We start from the raw sequence: 14530 nt of genomic DNA on the forward strand, positions 1-14530 counted from the left end.
GAAGCGAACCGTGGAGGGAGACGGACGAAACCGGTACACGATATATCCGAATGGCAACTGCGTCGGATGTCGCATTCAAAATGCCTTTCACGAGCCTATGGGCTGATCTCGTAGTGACGTCCCGAGGCTTGTAGTCCTCTTCGTGCTGTCAAGCCAACACGCACGGTGATCCGCACACCGCCCCCGCGTACAATACCGCCTTTGAACCCCGCAAAACCCCACATGTCTTCCCCACTCTTCGACTGGTTTGTCCCCTGCCCGCGCGGTCTCGAAGCGCCGCTCGCCGCCGAGCTTGCCGAGATCGGGGAACGTCACGTCAGCAGCGCGCCGCTTTCGGGCGGCGGACCGCTCAACGTCGGCGCGCAAGTGCCCGGCGGCGTGCATTTCCGGGGCGGCTGGGTCGCGGGCATGGCGGCGAACCTGCATTCGCGTATCGCGAGCCGCGTGTTGCTGAAGATCGCGCACGGCCCGTATCGCAATGAGAACGACATCTACGACCTCACTCATCGTCAGCGCTGGGAACAATGGTTCACACCGAGCCAGACGATGCGCGTCGACCTCACCGCGATCAAATCGCCGCTAAAAAGCCTCGAATTCACGACGCTGCGCGTGAAGGACGCCGTCTGCGACCGCCTGCGCGACATCAGCGGCGCGCGGCCCAGCATCGACACCGCGCAACCGGACGTGCGCGTGTTCGCGTTCCTCACGATGAACGAATGCACGCTCTACCTCGACACCTCCGGCGAACCCCTCTTCAAGCGCGGCTGGCGGCTCGACAAGGGCGCCGCGCCGCTGCGCGAAAATCTCGCCGCAGGCATCCTGCGCCTCACCGGCTGGACGCCTGGCACACCGCTATTCGATCCGATGTGCGGCAGCGGCACCTTCCTCGCCGAAGCCGCGCAGACCGCGCTCAACATCGCGCCGGGCAGCGACCGGCGCTTCGGCTTCGAAAAGCTCAAGCCGTTTCACCCGGGCATGTGGCAAAAGCTCAAGACCGCCGCGACGGAAGCGCGCCGCGCCACCCGCGCTTCGCAAACACAGCTCGGCATCTTCGGCAGCGACATTTCCGGCGACATGCTCGATAAGGCTCGCGCGAACCTGAGCCGCGCGGGCGTCGCCGACCTGTCGCTCAAGCAGATCGACGCCCGCAACATGACGCCGCCGACCGATGCGCCCGGCATCCTCATTGCGAATCCGCCGTATGGCGAACGTATCGAAGTGCGCGGACGCGGGCCGCGCGGCGAAATCCGCGATACGCCGCGCTCGCGCCGCGAGGACGACGACGCATTCGCCCGCGCCCAGCCCGATCCCGCCGATACCGAATTCTTCGTCTCGTTCGGCAATGCGCTCAAGCAACGCTTTCCCGGCTGGCGCGCATATGTGCTCACGTCCGACCGCAAGTTGCCCGGCCTGCTGCGCCTGCGCGAATCGACGAAAACGCCGCTCTTCAACGGCGCGCTCGAATGCCGGCTCTTCCGCTTCGACCTGATCGCGGGAAGCGTGCGCAATCGCCCGGAAGAGTGAGCATGCAACACGATTCGAAGCCCGGCTACTAGGCCGAACGGCCGAGTCGCGCCGCCTCTGGCCCGGCGCTACAATCGGGCGGATGAACTCAATGACCGAACACGCCAGCCCGATCGCCGTCGATATCTACCGTGACCGCCGCGAACGCCTGCTCGCGGCGTTGCGCGCGGAGGGCGGCGGCGTCGCCATCGTCGCCACTGCGCCCGAAGTCATGCGCAATCGAGACACCGACTTCCCCTTCCGTCACGACAGCTACTTCTACTATCTGACCGGCTTCACCGAACCCGAGGCGACGCTCGTGCTCGATGCGAGCGCACAGAACGGCGAGCCATCGTCGATACTTTTCTGCCGCGAGAAGAACGCCGAGCGGGAAACGTGGGAAGGCTTTCGCTACGGTCCGGAAGCCGCGCGCGATGCATTCGGTCTCGATGCCGCGTTCCCCGTCGCCGCGCTCGACGACCAGATCACGCGCCTGATCGCCGACAAGCCCGCGCTCTTCTACGCGCTCGGCACGTCGGCGGAACTGGATGCGCAAGTGCGCAACTGGCTCGCGGCCGTCCGCGCGCAAGGCCGCAGCGGTGTGCGCGCACCGGCGAGGGCGCAGCACGTGCTGCCGCTCCTCGATGAAATGCGGCTCGTGAAGGACGCGCATGAACTCGCGATCATGCGGCGCGCCGGGGCCATCTCGGCGGAGGCGCATCGCCGTGCAATGCGTGCATGCCGCCCAGGCATGCGCGAGTATGAAATAGAAGCCGAGTTGCTCTACACCTTCCGCCGCCACGGGGCGCAAGCGCCCGCATACGGCTCGATCGTCGCGGCGGGCGCGAACGCGTGCGTGCTGCACTATCCGGCGGGCAACGCCATTGCGCGCGACGGCGACCTCATCCTCATCGACGCCGCTTGCGAGCTGGACGGCTACGCGTCCGACATCACGCGCACCTTTCCGGCGAACGGCCGCTTTTCGTCCGCCCAGCGCGAGCTTTACGACATCGTGCTCGCCGCGCAAGCCGCCGCAATCGACGCCACGCGCGCCAGCGTGAGCTTCGACGCGCCGCATCAGGCCGCCGTGAAAGTGTTGTCGCAAGGCTTGCTCGATACGGGCATCGTCGACAAGAAGAAGTTCGGCAGCGTGGACGACGTGATCGCCGAGCGCGCCTACATGCGTTTCTACATGCATCGGACGGGGCACTGGATCGGCATGGACGTGCACGACGCGGGCGAATACCGCGACGCCGACGGGCCCCGCGACGAGCAGGGCGCGCGGCCCTGGCGCACGCTCGCGGCGGGCAACGTGCTGACCGTCGAGCCGGGCCTCTACGTGCGCGCCGCCGAAGACGTGCCCGAGCGATACTGGAACACGGGCATCCGCATCGAGGACGACGCGCTCGTGACACCCGGCGGCTGCGAACTGCTGACGCGCGAAGTGCCGGTCGCCGCGGACGAAATCGAAGCGCTGATGCGCGAATCCATCGGCAATTGAAGACGAGAACATGAGCGACCCGATCACAGAACCGCATTTCGACTACGACATCGCCATCGTCGGCGCGGGGCCGGTCGGGCTTGCGCTCGCCGGCTGGCTCGCGCGGCGCAGCGCGACATCGCGGCTGTCCATCGCGCTGATCGACGCCCGGACGCCCGAGGCCGCCGCCAGCGACCCGCGCTCGCTCGCGCTGTCGCACGGCAGCCGCGTGATGCTGCAGCCGCTCGGATTTCCCGCCGACGCCACGCCGATTCGCCGCATCCACGTATCGCAGCGCGGGCACTTCGGGCGCACGCTGATCGAGCACGACGAGCACGAGTTGCCCGAGCTCGGGTATGTCGTGCGTTACGGCTCGCTCGTCGCGGCGCTCGCGAGCGCGGTCAAGAAGACCACGGTCGACTGGATCACCGATACCTCCGCGCTCGCGCCCCTGCAGGACAACGACGGCGTCACGCTGCCGCTGCAAACCGCGAGCGGGGAGCGCACGATTCGCGTCCGGGTGCTGGTCAATGCCGAAGGCGGGCTGTATCAGCAGGCGCCGCGCGAGGCCGCGCTGCTGAACGACAGACGCGCGCGCGACTACGGGCAGACGGCCATCGTCGGCACGGTGAGCGTGTCGGACCCGCAAGCGAATGTCGCGTGGGAGCGCTTCACGAACGAAGGCCCGATTGCGCTTCTGCCCTGCGGCGGGCAGCGTCACGCGGATTATTCGCTCGTCTGGTGCTGCTCGCCCGACGAAGCCGCCCGCCGCATGCAACTGGACGACGACGCGTTCCTCGCGGAACTGGGCGTCGCGTTCGGCGCTCGCATGGGGCGCTTCACGCGCATCGTGGGGCGCGCGGCGTTTCCGCTCGGGCTGACGGCGCTGCACGCGCTCGTCGACCGGCGCACGGTGGCCATCGGCAACGCGGCGCAGACGCTGCATCCGGTGGCCGGCCAAGGGCTGAATCTCGGCCTGCGCGACGCACTCGCGCTGTGCGACGCGCTGTCCGCCGATGGTGCGCGTCCGCTCGCACTGGCGCATTTCGCCCAGCGCCGCGCGCTCGACCGGCGCTTCACCATCGGCGCTACCGACACGCTCGCGCGAATCTTCACGGTCGATTTCGCGCCGTTGGCCGCCGTGCGCGGTCTTGCACTGACTGCGCTCGAATTTCTGCCGCCGTTGAAGACGGCGCTCGCGCGACAGATGATGTTCGGGCAACGGCGGTAACGGCCGCCCGCGTTTATGATCGACGCATGCTTCCCGCGATCCACGATCCGCGAGCGGGGAGCGCGCCGATCAGCGAGTTCGCGCGAGGCTCCACGCGTCCAGGGCGCAATCGTCGATTGAGCCGGCGGTCGCGCATCCCCGACTTATCCTCCCCACCCTTGCGCGCTTTCATCGAAGATTTAAAGACTTGCACGCGATTGCACTTAATTTCAGCAGCCGCTTAGCGTTAAAATACGCGTTTCCCTTCCGCATCCTTGCATCCGCCTGACGCGAAGCCGGCATTGTTGCCGCACAGCCGCCAGCGCGGAGGCCCAAGCCTCCATGCCCACCATCGGTTCACACGTTCTGCGCAATAACCTGTTCGTCGCGCCGATGGCAGGCGTCACCGACCGCCCGTTCCGCCAGCTCTGCAAACGCATGGGGGCGGGGTACGCGGTGTCGGAGATGGTCGCGTCGAACGCGCAGTTGTGGAAGAGCGAAAAGACCATGCGCCGTGCGAATCACGCCGGCGAAGTCGAGCCCATCTCGGTGCAGATCGCGGGCGCGGACCCGCAGATGCTCGCCGAAGCCGCGCGCCACAACGTCGCGAACGGCGCGCAGATCATCGATATCAACATGGGATGCCCCGCGAAGAAGGTCTGCAACGTCGCCGCGGGTTCGGCGCTTCTGCAGAATGAACCGCTCGTGGCGCGCATCGTCGAGGCCGTGGTGCAGGCGGTCGGCGTCGGGCCGGACGCGGTGCCGGTCACGCTCAAGATTCGCACCGGATGGAATCGCGAGAACAAGAACGCGCTGACCATCGCGCGGATCGCGCAGGATGCGGGCATTTCCATGCTCACCGTGCACGGCCGCACGCGCGCCGATCTCTACAAGGGCGACGCGGAGTACGAAACCATCGCGGCCGTGAAGGCATCGGTGAAAATTCCCGTCGTCGCGAACGGCGACATCGCCACGCCCGAAAAAGCGCGCGACGTGCTCGCCGCGACGGGTGCGGACGCCATCATGATCGGTCGCGCGGCGCAGGGGCGTCCGTGGCTGTTCCGCGAAATCGAGCACTTCCTGAAGACGGGCGAGCGCATGCCGCCGCCGCGCATCGACGAGATCCAGCAGGTGATGAACGAGCATCTCGAAGATCACTATGCGTTCTACGGGGAATTCACCGGCGTGCGGACTGCGCGCAAGCACATCGGCTGGTACACTCGCGGCCTTTCCGGCGCGGGCACCTTCCGCCACCGGATGAATACGCTCGACACGACCAAAGAACAACTGCTCGCTGTGAACGAATTCTTCGACGCGCAAAAGGCGTTGTCGGACCGTCTCATCTATGTCGACGAGGCGCAGGACGCCGAGGACGCGGCCGGGGAAGAATCGTGCGGCGCGCAAGACCACACCGACCGACTAATAGCCGCATGAGCAGACATAACATCGAACAATGCGTCCGCCAGAGCCTGGACAGTTACTTTCAGGACCTGGACGGCTCGAACCCGCACGACGTCTACGACATGGTGATCTCGTGCGTGGAGAAACCAATGCTCGAGGTGGTGCTCGAGCAGGCCGGCGGCAACCAGTCGCTCGCGGCCGAATATCTCGGCATCAACCGCAACACGCTACGCAAGAAGCTCCAGCAGCACGGATTGATTTGATTCTTCGGACTGGGGCGCTTGCCCTGGTCCGGCCTGGTTATCCTTTTCGGTTTCAGTGTTCATCATGATCAAGCAAGCGCTCATCTCCGTTTCCGACAAATCCGGCATCGTCGATTTCGCGAAATCGCTGTCGGAACTCGGCGTCAAGATCCTCTCGACCGGCGGCACGGCCAAACTGCTCGCCGACGCGGGCCTGCCCGTGACCGAAGTCGCCGATTACACCGGCTTCCCGGAAATGCTCGACGGGCGCGTGAAGACGCTGCATCCGAAAGTGCATGGCGGCATTCTCGCGCGCCGCGATCTGCCCGAGCACATGGCCGCGCTGCAGAAGCACGACATTCCGACCATCGATCTGCTGGTCGTCAACCTGTATCCGTTCGTGCAGACGGTCTCGAAGGAAGAATGCTCGCTGGAAGATGCGATCGAGAACATCGATATCGGCGGGCCGACCATGCTGCGCTCGGCGGCGAAGAATCATCGCGACGTCACGGTTGTCGTCGATCCGGCCGATTACTCCGCCGTGCTCGATGAAATGCGCGCGAACGGCAACAGCGTCGGTTACAAGACGAACTTCCGCCTCGCGACCAAGGTGTTCGCGCACACCGCGCAATACGACGGCGCGATCACGAACTATCTGACGAGCCTGACCGAAGCACTGCAGCACAGCGAACGCAACGCGTATCCGGCCACGTTCAATCTCGCGTTCGAAAAGGTGCAGGACCTGCGTTACGGCGAGAACCCGCATCAAAGCGCGGCGTTCTATCGCGATCTTTCCGTGCCCGCCGGCGCGCTCGCGAACTACGAGCAACTGCAGGGCAAGGAGCTGTCGTACAACAACATCGCGGATTCGGACGCGGCCTGGGAATGCGTGAAGACTTTCGACGCGCCCGCGTGCGTCATCATCAAGCACGCGAATCCGTGCGGCGTCGCGATCGGCGCCGACGCGCACGAGGCGTACTCGAAGGCGTTCCAGACGGATCCGACTTCGGCGTTCGGCGGCATCATCGCGTTCAATCGTGAAGTGGACGAAGCGGCGGCGCAAGCCGTGGCAAAGCAGTTCGTCGAAGTGCTGATCGCACCTTCGTTCAGCGAAGCGGCGCGCGCCGTGTTCGCGGCCAAGCAGAACGTGCGTCTTCTGCAAATCGCGCTGGGCGCGGGCCACAACACGTTCGACCTGAAGCGCGTCGGCGGCGGGCTGCTGGTGCAATCGCTCGATGCGAAAAACGTCCAGCCGCACGAACTGCGCGTCGTGACGAAACGCCATCCGACGCCGAAGGAAATGGACGACCTGCTGTTCGCGTGGCGCGTCGCGAAGTACGTGAAGTCGAACGCCATCGTGTTCTGCGGCGGCGGCATGACGCTCGGCGTCGGCGCGGGCCAGATGAGCCGCGTGGACTCGGCGCGCATCGCGGGCATCAAGGCGCAGAACGCGGGGCTGTCGCTGAACGGCTCGGCGGTCGCATCGGATGCGTTCTTTCCGTTCCGTGACGGGCTCGATGTCGTCGTCAACGCGGGCGCGACCTGCGTGATTCAGCCGGGCGGCTCCATGCGCGACGACGAAGTCATCGCCGCCGCCGACGAGCATAACGTCGCGATGATCGTCACCGGCACGCGTCACTTCCGTCATTAAACCGGCTCGCTTCATTTACTATTGGCCTGTTTGCGCTTCGACTGGCGCAAGCAGGCCATTTTGATTTCAACGAGCCGCACTGCGAACGAATGAGAATCCTAGGCATCGACCCCGGCTTGCGCGTGACGGGCTTCGGCATCATCGACATGACGGGGCATTCGCTCAACTACGTGACGAGCGGCGTCATCAAGACCGCGGACGCCGACTTGCCGTCGCGCCTGAATACGATCTTCAACGGCATTTCCACGCTCATTCGCCAGCACAACCCGGATCAGGCCGCGATCGAGAAAGTCTTCGTGAACGTCAATCCGCAATCGACGCTGTTGCTCGGACAGGCGCGCGGCGCGGCAATTTGCGGACTCGTCGCGAGCGGCGTGCCGGTGGCCGAATATACGGCGCTGCAGTTGAAACAGGCTGTCGTCGGCTATGGCCGCGCGACGAAGGAGCAGATGCAGCAGATGGTGGTTCGGCTGCTCAGCCTCTCCGGCGTGCCGAGCACCGACGCCGCCGATGCGCTCGGCATGGCGATCTGTCATGCACATGGCGGCACGGGCCTCGCGACCTTGGGCGGCATTGCGCCGTCGCTCGCGAAGAAGGGCTTGCGCGTGCGGCGCGGCAGACTCATCGGCTAAATCTTCTACCCTCAACAAGCAAACATGATCGGTCGCATTGCCGGCGTTCTGCTGGAAAAAAATCCGCCGCACCTGCTCGTCGACTGCAACGGCGTCGGCTATGAAGTCGATGTGCCGATGAGCACGTTCTACAACCTTCCGAACGCGGGCGACAAAGTGGTGCTGCTCACGCAGATGATCGTGCGTGAAGACGCGCATCTGCTGTACGGCTTCCTGACGTCGCAGGAGCGCGCGACGTTTCGCGAGTTGCTGAAGATCAGCGGCATCGGCGCGCGTATGGCGCTGGCCGTGCTATCCGGCATGAGCGTGCAGGAACTCGCGCAGACGGTGACGACGCAGGATGCCGCGCGCCTGACGCGGGTCCCCGGCATCGGCAAGAAGACCGCCGAGCGCCTGTTGCTCGAACTCAAAGGCAAGCTCGGCGCGGATCTCGGCGCAATGGCGAGCGCGGCATCGCAATCCGATCATGCGTCGGACATTCTGAACGCGCTGCTCGCGCTCGGGTATTCGGAGAAGGAAGCGCTGGCCGCCGTCAAGAACGTGCCGGCGGGAACGGGCGTGTCGGAAGGGATCAAGCTGGCGTTGAAAGCGCTGTCGAAGGGGTGATCCGGCGGGCGTTCGCCGCCTCGCCACTCGCCCATTCGGCCAGCTTCGCCGCGAGAACCCACGCTGTACAATCCCTTCATGATCGAAACCGACAAACTCGCCGCCGAGCGCATCATCGCGGCCACGCCCGTCTCGCCGAACGAAGAAGCCTTCGAACGCGCACTGCGTCCGCGCCAGCTCGACGAATACGTCGGCCAGGAAAAGGTGCGGGGCCAGCTCGAAATCTTCATCGAAGCGGCCAAGCGCCGCTCCGAAGCGCTCGATCACGTGTTGCTGTTCGGCCCGCCCGGGCTCGGCAAAACGACGCTCGCGCATATCATCGCGCGGGAAATGGGTGTGAATCTGCGGCAAACGTCAGGTCCGGTGCTCGAACGCGCGGGCGACCTCGCCGCGCTGCTGACCAATCTCGAAGCCAACGACGTGCTCTTCATCGACGAGATTCATCGGCTCTCGCCGGTCGTCGAGGAGATCCTTTACCCGGCGCTCGAGGATTACCAAATCGACATCATGATCGGCGAAGGACCGGCCGCGCGCAGCGTGAAGCTGGACCTTCAGCCGTTCACGCTCGTCGGCGCCACGACGCGCGCAGGCATGCTGACGAACCCGCTGCGCGATCGCTTTGGCATCGTGTCGCGGCTCGAGTTCTATAACGCGAGCGAACTGGCGCGCATCGTGTCGCGTTCGGCGTCGTTGCTGAAGGCGGACATCGTGCCCGAGGGCGCGCTGGAAATCGCGCGGCGCTCGCGCGGCACGCCGCGTATCGCCAACCGGCTGCTGCGGCGCGTGCGCGACTACGCGGAAGTGAAGGCGAACGGCAGCATCACGGGCGAAGTCGCGGACGCCGCGCTCAAGATGCTCGACGTCGATCCCGTCGGCTTCGACCTGATGGACCGCAAGCTGCTCGAAGCCATCCTGCACAAGTTCGACGGCGGCCCCGTCGGCGTCGACAATCTCGCGGCGGCGATCGGTGAAGAGCGCGACACCATCGAGGACGTGCTCGAACCGTATCTGATCCAGCAAGGCTATCTGCAGCGCACGCCCCGCGGACGTGTCGCGACCCTGCTCGCCTACCGGCACTTCGGCATCGCCGCGCCGGATGCCGGGCCGATCCGCGACCTCTGGGACGCGAGCAACGATTAGCGCATGCCGAATCAGGCGACGCTGATGACGCGCGTGCGGTCGTCGATTGCACGCGGCGTCACGAACCTGACGACGGGCGGCGGCCCCAGGATCGATTACTCGTCGCCGCCCGGCGATCCCGGGCTTTTCGGGCCGGACGCCGTCTGCTGGAAAGTCCACGCCGATTTCACGTCCATGATGACGAGCGGTATCAGCGCGCTCCTGTTACAGACGCTGCATCCACTGGCGCTCGCGGGCGTGTGGGATCACTCGACGTTTCGCACCGATATCCTCGGCCGCTTGCGCCGCACCGCGACCTTCGTCGCCGGCACGACGTTCGGCAATCGCGCGGACGCGCTTGCGCTCATCGAGCGCGTGAGGAACATTCATCTCGGCGTCACAGGCATCGCGCCCGATGGCCGGCCGTATCGGGCGAGCGACCCTGACCTGCTGACCTGGGTGCATGTCGCCGAAGTGTCGAGCTTTCTCGCTGGCTATCTGCGCTATGTGAATCCCGCGCTATCCGAGGCCGATCAAGACCGTTATTTCGATGAAACCGCGACGATCGCGCGGATGCTCGGCGCGCACGATGTGCCGATCACGCGCGCGCAGATCGAAACGTATCTGGCCGATATGCGCCGTGAACTGCAGGCGAGCGATCGCACGCAAGAAGTCATTCGCGTGCTGAAGGACGCGCCGACGCCGAGTTTCGCGATGAAGCCGGCGAGCAAGCTCGTGTTCAGCGCAGGCGTGGATCTGCTGCCCGACTGGGCGCAGGAGATGCTTGGTCTGTCGGCGCTTGGCGCCTTGCGGCGCGTGATCGCGCGTCCCGGCGTGCGGGCGATGGCCCCCGTCATGCGCTGGGCGCTCGTCAACGGGATCGCGAAGCGGGCGCGGATCAGGGCAGCAGCGACGCCGACTTAAGCGCGCTTTCTCAAGTCGTCGTCGTCAGTATCGGTGGCGAGATGACTGACATCGCCCCACGACACGACCTTCGCCCCGTCTGCATCGTAATCGACGACATTCACGCTGCAATTGAGCAGCGGCCAGTTGCGCGGCTCCGACAGCGGCAGCTTCATTGCGAACCGGTAGATGCAATCGAGCACGCCGCCATGCGCGACGCACGCGATCCGTCCGCCCGGATGCGCAGCGACGATCGGCTCCATCGCGTGAATCACGCGATGATAGAAAACACGTTGCGATTCGCCGCCCGGCGGCGCAAAGCCCGGATCGCGCGTCTGCCATTCGACATATTCGGCGGGAAACTTCGTGTTGATCTCATCGCTGTCGTGGCCCTGGAACGCGCCGTACTGACGCTCGCGCAAGCCTTCGGACAAGCGCACATCGAGCTGCAACGCATCGGCGAAAGGACGCGCCGTCTGCTGCGCGCGCAGCAGATCGCTCGAATAGACCGCATCGAGACGGCCCTCGCGCGCGAGACGCTCGCCGAGCTGCTCGGCCTGCAGCAAGCCATGCGCCGACAACGGAATGTCGATGTGCCCCTGGATGCGCTTGATGCGGTTCCAGTCGGTTTCGCCGTGGCGGATGAACAAGATCTGAGTCGTCATGGACGCACCTGAAGCCAGAACGTGACGGGCCCGTCGTTGACGAGCGATATCTGCATGTCGGCGCCGAATTCGCCCGTCTCGACGATCGGATGCTTCGCCCGCGCCTCGCGCACGAAGTAATCGAAGAGCCGCTTGCCTTCGTCGGGCGGCGCGGCCGGCGTGAAGCTCGGGCGCAGCCCGCTCGATGTATCGGCGGCAAGCGTGAACTGCGAAACCAGCAGCACGCCGCCCGCACGGCCCGCGCCGTCGATGTTCGCGACCGGAAGGTTCATCTTGCCCGCTGCGTCGCTGAACACGCGATAAGCCAGCATCTTGGCGAGCAGCTTGTCGGCGGCGGCCTCGTTGTCACCGCGCTCGGCGCAGACCAGCGCGAGCAGGCCCGCGTCGATTGCGCCGGTCACGCGGTCGCCGACGCGCACGTCCGCGCGCCGCACACGCTGAATGAGGGCGATCATGCGGAGAGCGATACGCGCGCGAAGCGGCGTTTGCCGACCTGCACGATGAACTCGCCCGCCTCGACCTTCAGGCCCTTGTCGGAGACCGTCGCGCCGTCGATCTTCACGCCGCCCTGCTCGATGTTGCGCAGCGCTTCGCTCGTCGACGGCACGAGCCCCGCCTGCTTCAGCAACTGGCCGATGGCGAGCGGCGCACCCGCGAGCGTGACCGACGGGATATCGTCCGGCACGCCGCCCTTCGCGCGATGATTGAAGTCCTCCAGCGCGCGCTCCGCGTCCGCTTGCGAGTGGAAGCGCGCGACGATCTCCTGCGCGAGCATCACCTTGAAGTCGCGCGGATTGCGGCCGCCTTCGGCTTCTTGCCTGAAGCGCGCAATTTCCTCGATGCTGCGGAACGACAGCAGTTCGAAGTAACGCCACATCAGCACATCCGAGATGCTCATCAGCTTGCCGAACATGTCGGTCGGCTTCTCGCTGATGCCGACGTAGTTGTTCTTCGACTTCGACATCTTCTCGACGCCGTCCAGCCCTTCGAGCAGCGGCATCGTCAGAATGCATTGCTGTTCCTGACCATATTGCTTCTGCAATTCGCGGCCGACGAGCAAGTTGAACTTCTGGTCCGTGCCGCCGAGTTCCAGGTCCGCGTTGAGCGCGACGGAGTCGTAGCCCTGCATCAGCGGATAGAGGAACTCGTGAATCGAGATGGGCACGCCGCTCTGGAAGCGCTTGGTGAAGTCCTCGCGCTCGAGAATGCGAGCGACCGTGTAGCGCGACGCCAGCTTGATCATGCCGTCGGCGCCGAGCGGCATCGACCATTCGCTGTTGTAGCGAATCTCGGTTTTTTCGCGATCGAGCACGAGCGCAGCCTGCTCGAAATAGGTCTTCGCGTTGGTTTCGATCTGCTCGCGCGTGAGTGGCGGGCGCGTCGCGTTGCGGCCGGACGGATCGCCGATCAGGGACGTGAAATCGCCGATCAGGAAGATGACCTGATGCCCCAGGTCCTGCAACTGGCGCATCTTGTTCAGCACGACCGTATGGCCGATGTGGATGTCCGGCGCGGTCGGATCGAGGCCGAGCTTGATGCGCAGCGGCTTGCCCGTCGCGGCGCTCCTCGCGAGCTTCTGCGCGAACTCGTCTTCGATCAGCAGCTCGTCGCAGCCGCGCTTGGCGATGGCGAGCGCCGCGCGCACTTCGTCGGTGATCGGAAGCGCCGGCACGGCGGGCGAGGAAGAAGCGTTGGAGTCAGTGGTCATGCTTGCGGCTTGTGATGGGTAATGGATGCGATGCCCGGCGCGCGTGGAACGCGACTTGAGGCGATGACATCGCGCGCAAAGGCTTGTTCAGGCTCAGGATTTTACGCGATGACGTTGCGCTTCGTGCCGTTTCCGGGCTTTCGCATCGCCCGTGCGCGGTGCCCGGGAGTCTTAACGCGGGCTGTCATTGCGCGGATAATCGCGGCTTGACGGACGTGCATCGACGAGGAGAGCAACGTGGGGAAGAAAGCCGAAGTGATCGAAACCGGCAAGGCGGACGGCGTGTACTTCGGTCTCATGTCCGGCACCAGCATGGACGGCGTCGACGGCGTCGCGGTGCAGTTCACGACGGGCAAGCCACCGGTCGTGCTGGGGGAGGCGCACGTTTCGTTCTCTCAAGGCCTGCGCGATGCCCTCTTCGCGCTGCAAGCCCCCGGCGACAACGAGATCGAACGCGAGGCGCTCGCCGGCAACGCGCTCGCCACGCGTTACGCCGTCTGCTGCCACGAATTGCAGAGCATGAGCGGCTATTCGGCGTCGAAGGTGCGCGCGATCGGCGTGCACGGACAGACGGTGCGGCATCGGCCGGAGAAAGGTTACACGCGGCAGATCAACAATCCGGCGCTGCTCGCCGAGATGACGAACATCGACGTCATCGCCGACTTCCGCAGCCGCGACGTGGCCGCCGGCGGACAAGGCGCGCCGCTCGTGCCGGCGTTTCACGCGACCGTTTTCGGCGCGAAAGACGAAACGCGCGTGGTCTGCAATCTGGGCGGCATCAGCAACATCACGATTCTCGCGGCGAGCGGTTCGGTGCGCGGCTTCGATTGCGGCCCGGCCAACGCGCTGCTCGACGAGTGGGCGCATCGGCATCTGCAGAAACCGTACGACGATGGCGGCAAGTTCGCGGCGAGCGGCGAGGTGAATCGCCCGCTACTGAACGCGCTGCTGGAGGAGCCGTTCTTCGAAGAAGCGCCGCCGAAGAGCACCGGGCGAGACCTGTTCAACCCGGCGTGGCTCGACGCGAAGCTCGCAGCGTTTCCGAACGTCACTCCCGCCGATGTGCAGGCGACGCTCGCCGCGCTCACGGCCACGACGGTCGCTCGCGAGATCGAACGACATGCAGCGGATGCACGCGCGGTCTATGTATGCGGCGGGGGCGCACGCAATCCAGTGCTGCTGAAGATGCTGCAGCAGGCGCTGGAACACACCGGCGCGTCGGGCGTCCCCGTGATGACCACCGAAGCGCTCGGCGTACCGCCGCAACAGGTCGAAGCGTTCGCGTTCGCGTGGCTGGCGATGCGTTGCGTCGCGCGCGAGCCGGGAAATCTCTCGGCAGTGACGGGCGCGGCCGGTGAGCGTGTGCTCGGGGCGATCTATCCGCACTAAGCGCTTGCCCGCCCTGAAACG

14 protein-coding genes are annotated in these 14530 nt (G+C 65.5%); 11 read left to right on the forward strand and 3 right to left on the reverse strand.

Annotated elements, in window-relative coordinates:
• Window positions 1-222 precede the first annotated feature (222 nt).
• The 10 genes from P9220_RS02090 to P9220_RS02135 all read left to right on the forward strand — a co-directional run bounded on the left by P9220_RS02090 (window position 223) and on the right by P9220_RS02135 (window position 10768).
• Entirely contained in the window at window positions 223-1524 is a 1302-nt protein-coding gene (locus P9220_RS02090; RefSeq protein ID WP_309763352.1) for a class I SAM-dependent RNA methyltransferase, read from the forward strand.
• Between the two features lie 82 nt (window positions 1525-1606).
• Complete coding sequence (locus tag P9220_RS02095; protein ID WP_309763353.1) at window positions 1607-3004, forward strand: aminopeptidase P N-terminal domain-containing protein; 1398 nt, start codon at window positions 1607-1609, stop codon at window positions 3002-3004.
• Window positions 3005-3014: 10 nt separating this feature from the next.
• Complete coding sequence (locus P9220_RS02100; protein WP_309763354.1) at window positions 3015-4214, forward strand: UbiH/UbiF/VisC/COQ6 family ubiquinone biosynthesis hydroxylase; 1200 nt, start codon at window positions 3015-3017, stop codon at window positions 4212-4214.
• A gap of 321 nt (window positions 4215-4535) precedes the next feature.
• Window positions 4536-5627 carry a tRNA dihydrouridine synthase DusB gene (dusB, locus tag P9220_RS02105; RefSeq protein WP_309763355.1) on the forward strand — a complete coding sequence of 364 codons (1092 nt, stop codon included), beginning with the start codon at window positions 4536-4538 and terminating at the stop codon, window positions 5625-5627.
• Window positions 5624-5857 (forward strand): Fis family transcriptional regulator, encoded by a 234-nt coding sequence (locus tag P9220_RS02110; protein ID WP_087643302.1) that lies wholly within the window; start codon window positions 5624-5626, stop codon window positions 5855-5857. Before dusB ends, P9220_RS02110 begins: the two co-directional genes overlap by 4 nt.
• A gap of 64 nt (window positions 5858-5921) precedes the next feature.
• The gene (gene purH, locus P9220_RS02115) at window positions 5922-7487 is read left to right on the forward strand and encodes a bifunctional phosphoribosylaminoimidazolecarboxamide formyltransferase/IMP cyclohydrolase (RefSeq protein WP_309763356.1); all 1566 of its coding nucleotides are present in this window, start codon (window positions 5922-5924) and stop codon (window positions 7485-7487) included.
• Window positions 7488-7576: 89 nt separating this feature from the next.
• Entirely contained in the window at window positions 7577-8119 is a 543-nt protein-coding gene (gene ruvC / locus P9220_RS02120) for a crossover junction endodeoxyribonuclease RuvC (protein WP_309763357.1), read from the forward strand.
• A gap of 24 nt (window positions 8120-8143) precedes the next feature.
• Window positions 8144-8725 (forward strand): Holliday junction branch migration protein RuvA, encoded by a 582-nt coding sequence (ruvA, locus tag P9220_RS02125; RefSeq protein ID WP_309763358.1) that lies wholly within the window; start codon window positions 8144-8146, stop codon window positions 8723-8725.
• A gap of 78 nt (window positions 8726-8803) precedes the next feature.
• Window positions 8804-9865 (forward strand): Holliday junction branch migration DNA helicase RuvB, encoded by a 1062-nt coding sequence (gene ruvB / locus P9220_RS02130; RefSeq protein WP_309763359.1) that lies wholly within the window; start codon window positions 8804-8806, stop codon window positions 9863-9865.
• A gap of 3 nt (window positions 9866-9868) precedes the next feature.
• Window positions 9869-10768, forward strand: coding sequence for an oxygenase MpaB family protein (locus P9220_RS02135; protein ID WP_309763360.1), 900 nt, complete (start codon window positions 9869-9871; stop codon window positions 10766-10768).
• On the opposite strand, the gene P9220_RS02140 is transcribed toward P9220_RS02135, so the two are convergent.
• From P9220_RS02140 to tyrS, 3 genes are read right to left on the reverse strand one after another with little or no spacing between them, the layout of a single operon-like run.
• On the reverse strand, window positions 10765-11412 hold the full coding sequence (locus P9220_RS02140) for a histidine phosphatase family protein (RefSeq protein ID WP_309763361.1): 648 nt from the start codon (window positions 11410-11412) through the stop codon (window positions 10765-10767). The genes P9220_RS02135 and P9220_RS02140 overlap by 4 nt on opposite strands.
• Window positions 11409-11867 (reverse strand): D-aminoacyl-tRNA deacylase, encoded by a 459-nt coding sequence (dtd, locus tag P9220_RS02145; RefSeq protein ID WP_309763362.1) that lies wholly within the window; start codon window positions 11865-11867, stop codon window positions 11409-11411. Before dtd ends, P9220_RS02140 begins: the two co-directional genes overlap by 4 nt.
• Window positions 11864-13120, reverse strand: coding sequence for a tyrosine--tRNA ligase (gene tyrS / locus P9220_RS02150; RefSeq protein WP_309763363.1), 1257 nt, complete (start codon window positions 13118-13120; stop codon window positions 11864-11866). Before tyrS ends, dtd begins: the two co-directional genes overlap by 4 nt.
• A gap of 258 nt (window positions 13121-13378) precedes the next feature.
• On the opposite strand from tyrS, the gene P9220_RS02155 reads away from it, so the two are divergent.
• Window positions 13379-14509, forward strand: a complete 1131-nt coding sequence (locus tag P9220_RS02155) for an anhydro-N-acetylmuramic acid kinase (RefSeq protein ID WP_309765350.1) — start codon at window positions 13379-13381, stop codon at window positions 14507-14509.
• Window positions 14510-14530 lie beyond the last annotated feature (21 nt).

The sequence above is a fragment of the Caballeronia sp. LZ016 genome (assembly GCF_031450805.1).
GTDB lineage: Bacteria > Pseudomonadota > Gammaproteobacteria > Burkholderiales > Burkholderiaceae > Caballeronia.

Excerpts from the sequence above, each read along its gene's own strand:
- ruvC (WP_309763357.1), top strand. The coding sequence starts at position 7,577 with ATGAGAATCCTAGGCATCGACCCCGGCTTGCGCGTGACGGGCTTCGGC.
- purH (WP_309763356.1), top strand. The coding sequence starts at position 5,922 with ATGATCAAGCAAGCGCTCATCTCCGTTTCCGACAAATCCGGCATCGTC.
- tyrS (WP_309763363.1), bottom strand. The coding sequence starts at position 13,120 with ATGACCACTGACTCCAACGCTTCTTCCTCGCCCGCCGTGCCGGCGCTT.
- ruvB (WP_309763359.1), top strand. The coding sequence starts at position 8,804 with ATGATCGAAACCGACAAACTCGCCGCCGAGCGCATCATCGCGGCCACG.
- P9220_RS02135 (WP_309763360.1), top strand. The coding sequence starts at position 9,869 with ATGCCGAATCAGGCGACGCTGATGACGCGCGTGCGGTCGTCGATTGCA.
- P9220_RS02100 (WP_309763354.1), top strand. The coding sequence starts at position 3,015 with ATGAGCGACCCGATCACAGAACCGCATTTCGACTACGACATCGCCATC.
- P9220_RS02110 (WP_087643302.1), top strand. The coding sequence starts at position 5,624 with ATGAGCAGACATAACATCGAACAATGCGTCCGCCAGAGCCTGGACAGT.
- P9220_RS02140 (WP_309763361.1), bottom strand. The coding sequence starts at position 11,412 with ATGACGACTCAGATCTTGTTCATCCGCCACGGCGAAACCGACTGGAAC.
- ruvA (WP_309763358.1), top strand. The coding sequence starts at position 8,144 with ATGATCGGTCGCATTGCCGGCGTTCTGCTGGAAAAAAATCCGCCGCAC.
- dusB (WP_309763355.1), top strand. The coding sequence starts at position 4,536 with ATGCCCACCATCGGTTCACACGTTCTGCGCAATAACCTGTTCGTCGCG.
- dtd (WP_309763362.1), bottom strand. The coding sequence starts at position 11,867 with ATGATCGCCCTCATTCAGCGTGTGCGGCGCGCGGACGTGCGCGTCGGC.
- P9220_RS02095 (WP_309763353.1), top strand. The coding sequence starts at position 1,607 with ATGAACTCAATGACCGAACACGCCAGCCCGATCGCCGTCGATATCTAC.
- P9220_RS02090 (WP_309763352.1), top strand. The coding sequence starts at position 223 with ATGTCTTCCCCACTCTTCGACTGGTTTGTCCCCTGCCCGCGCGGTCTC.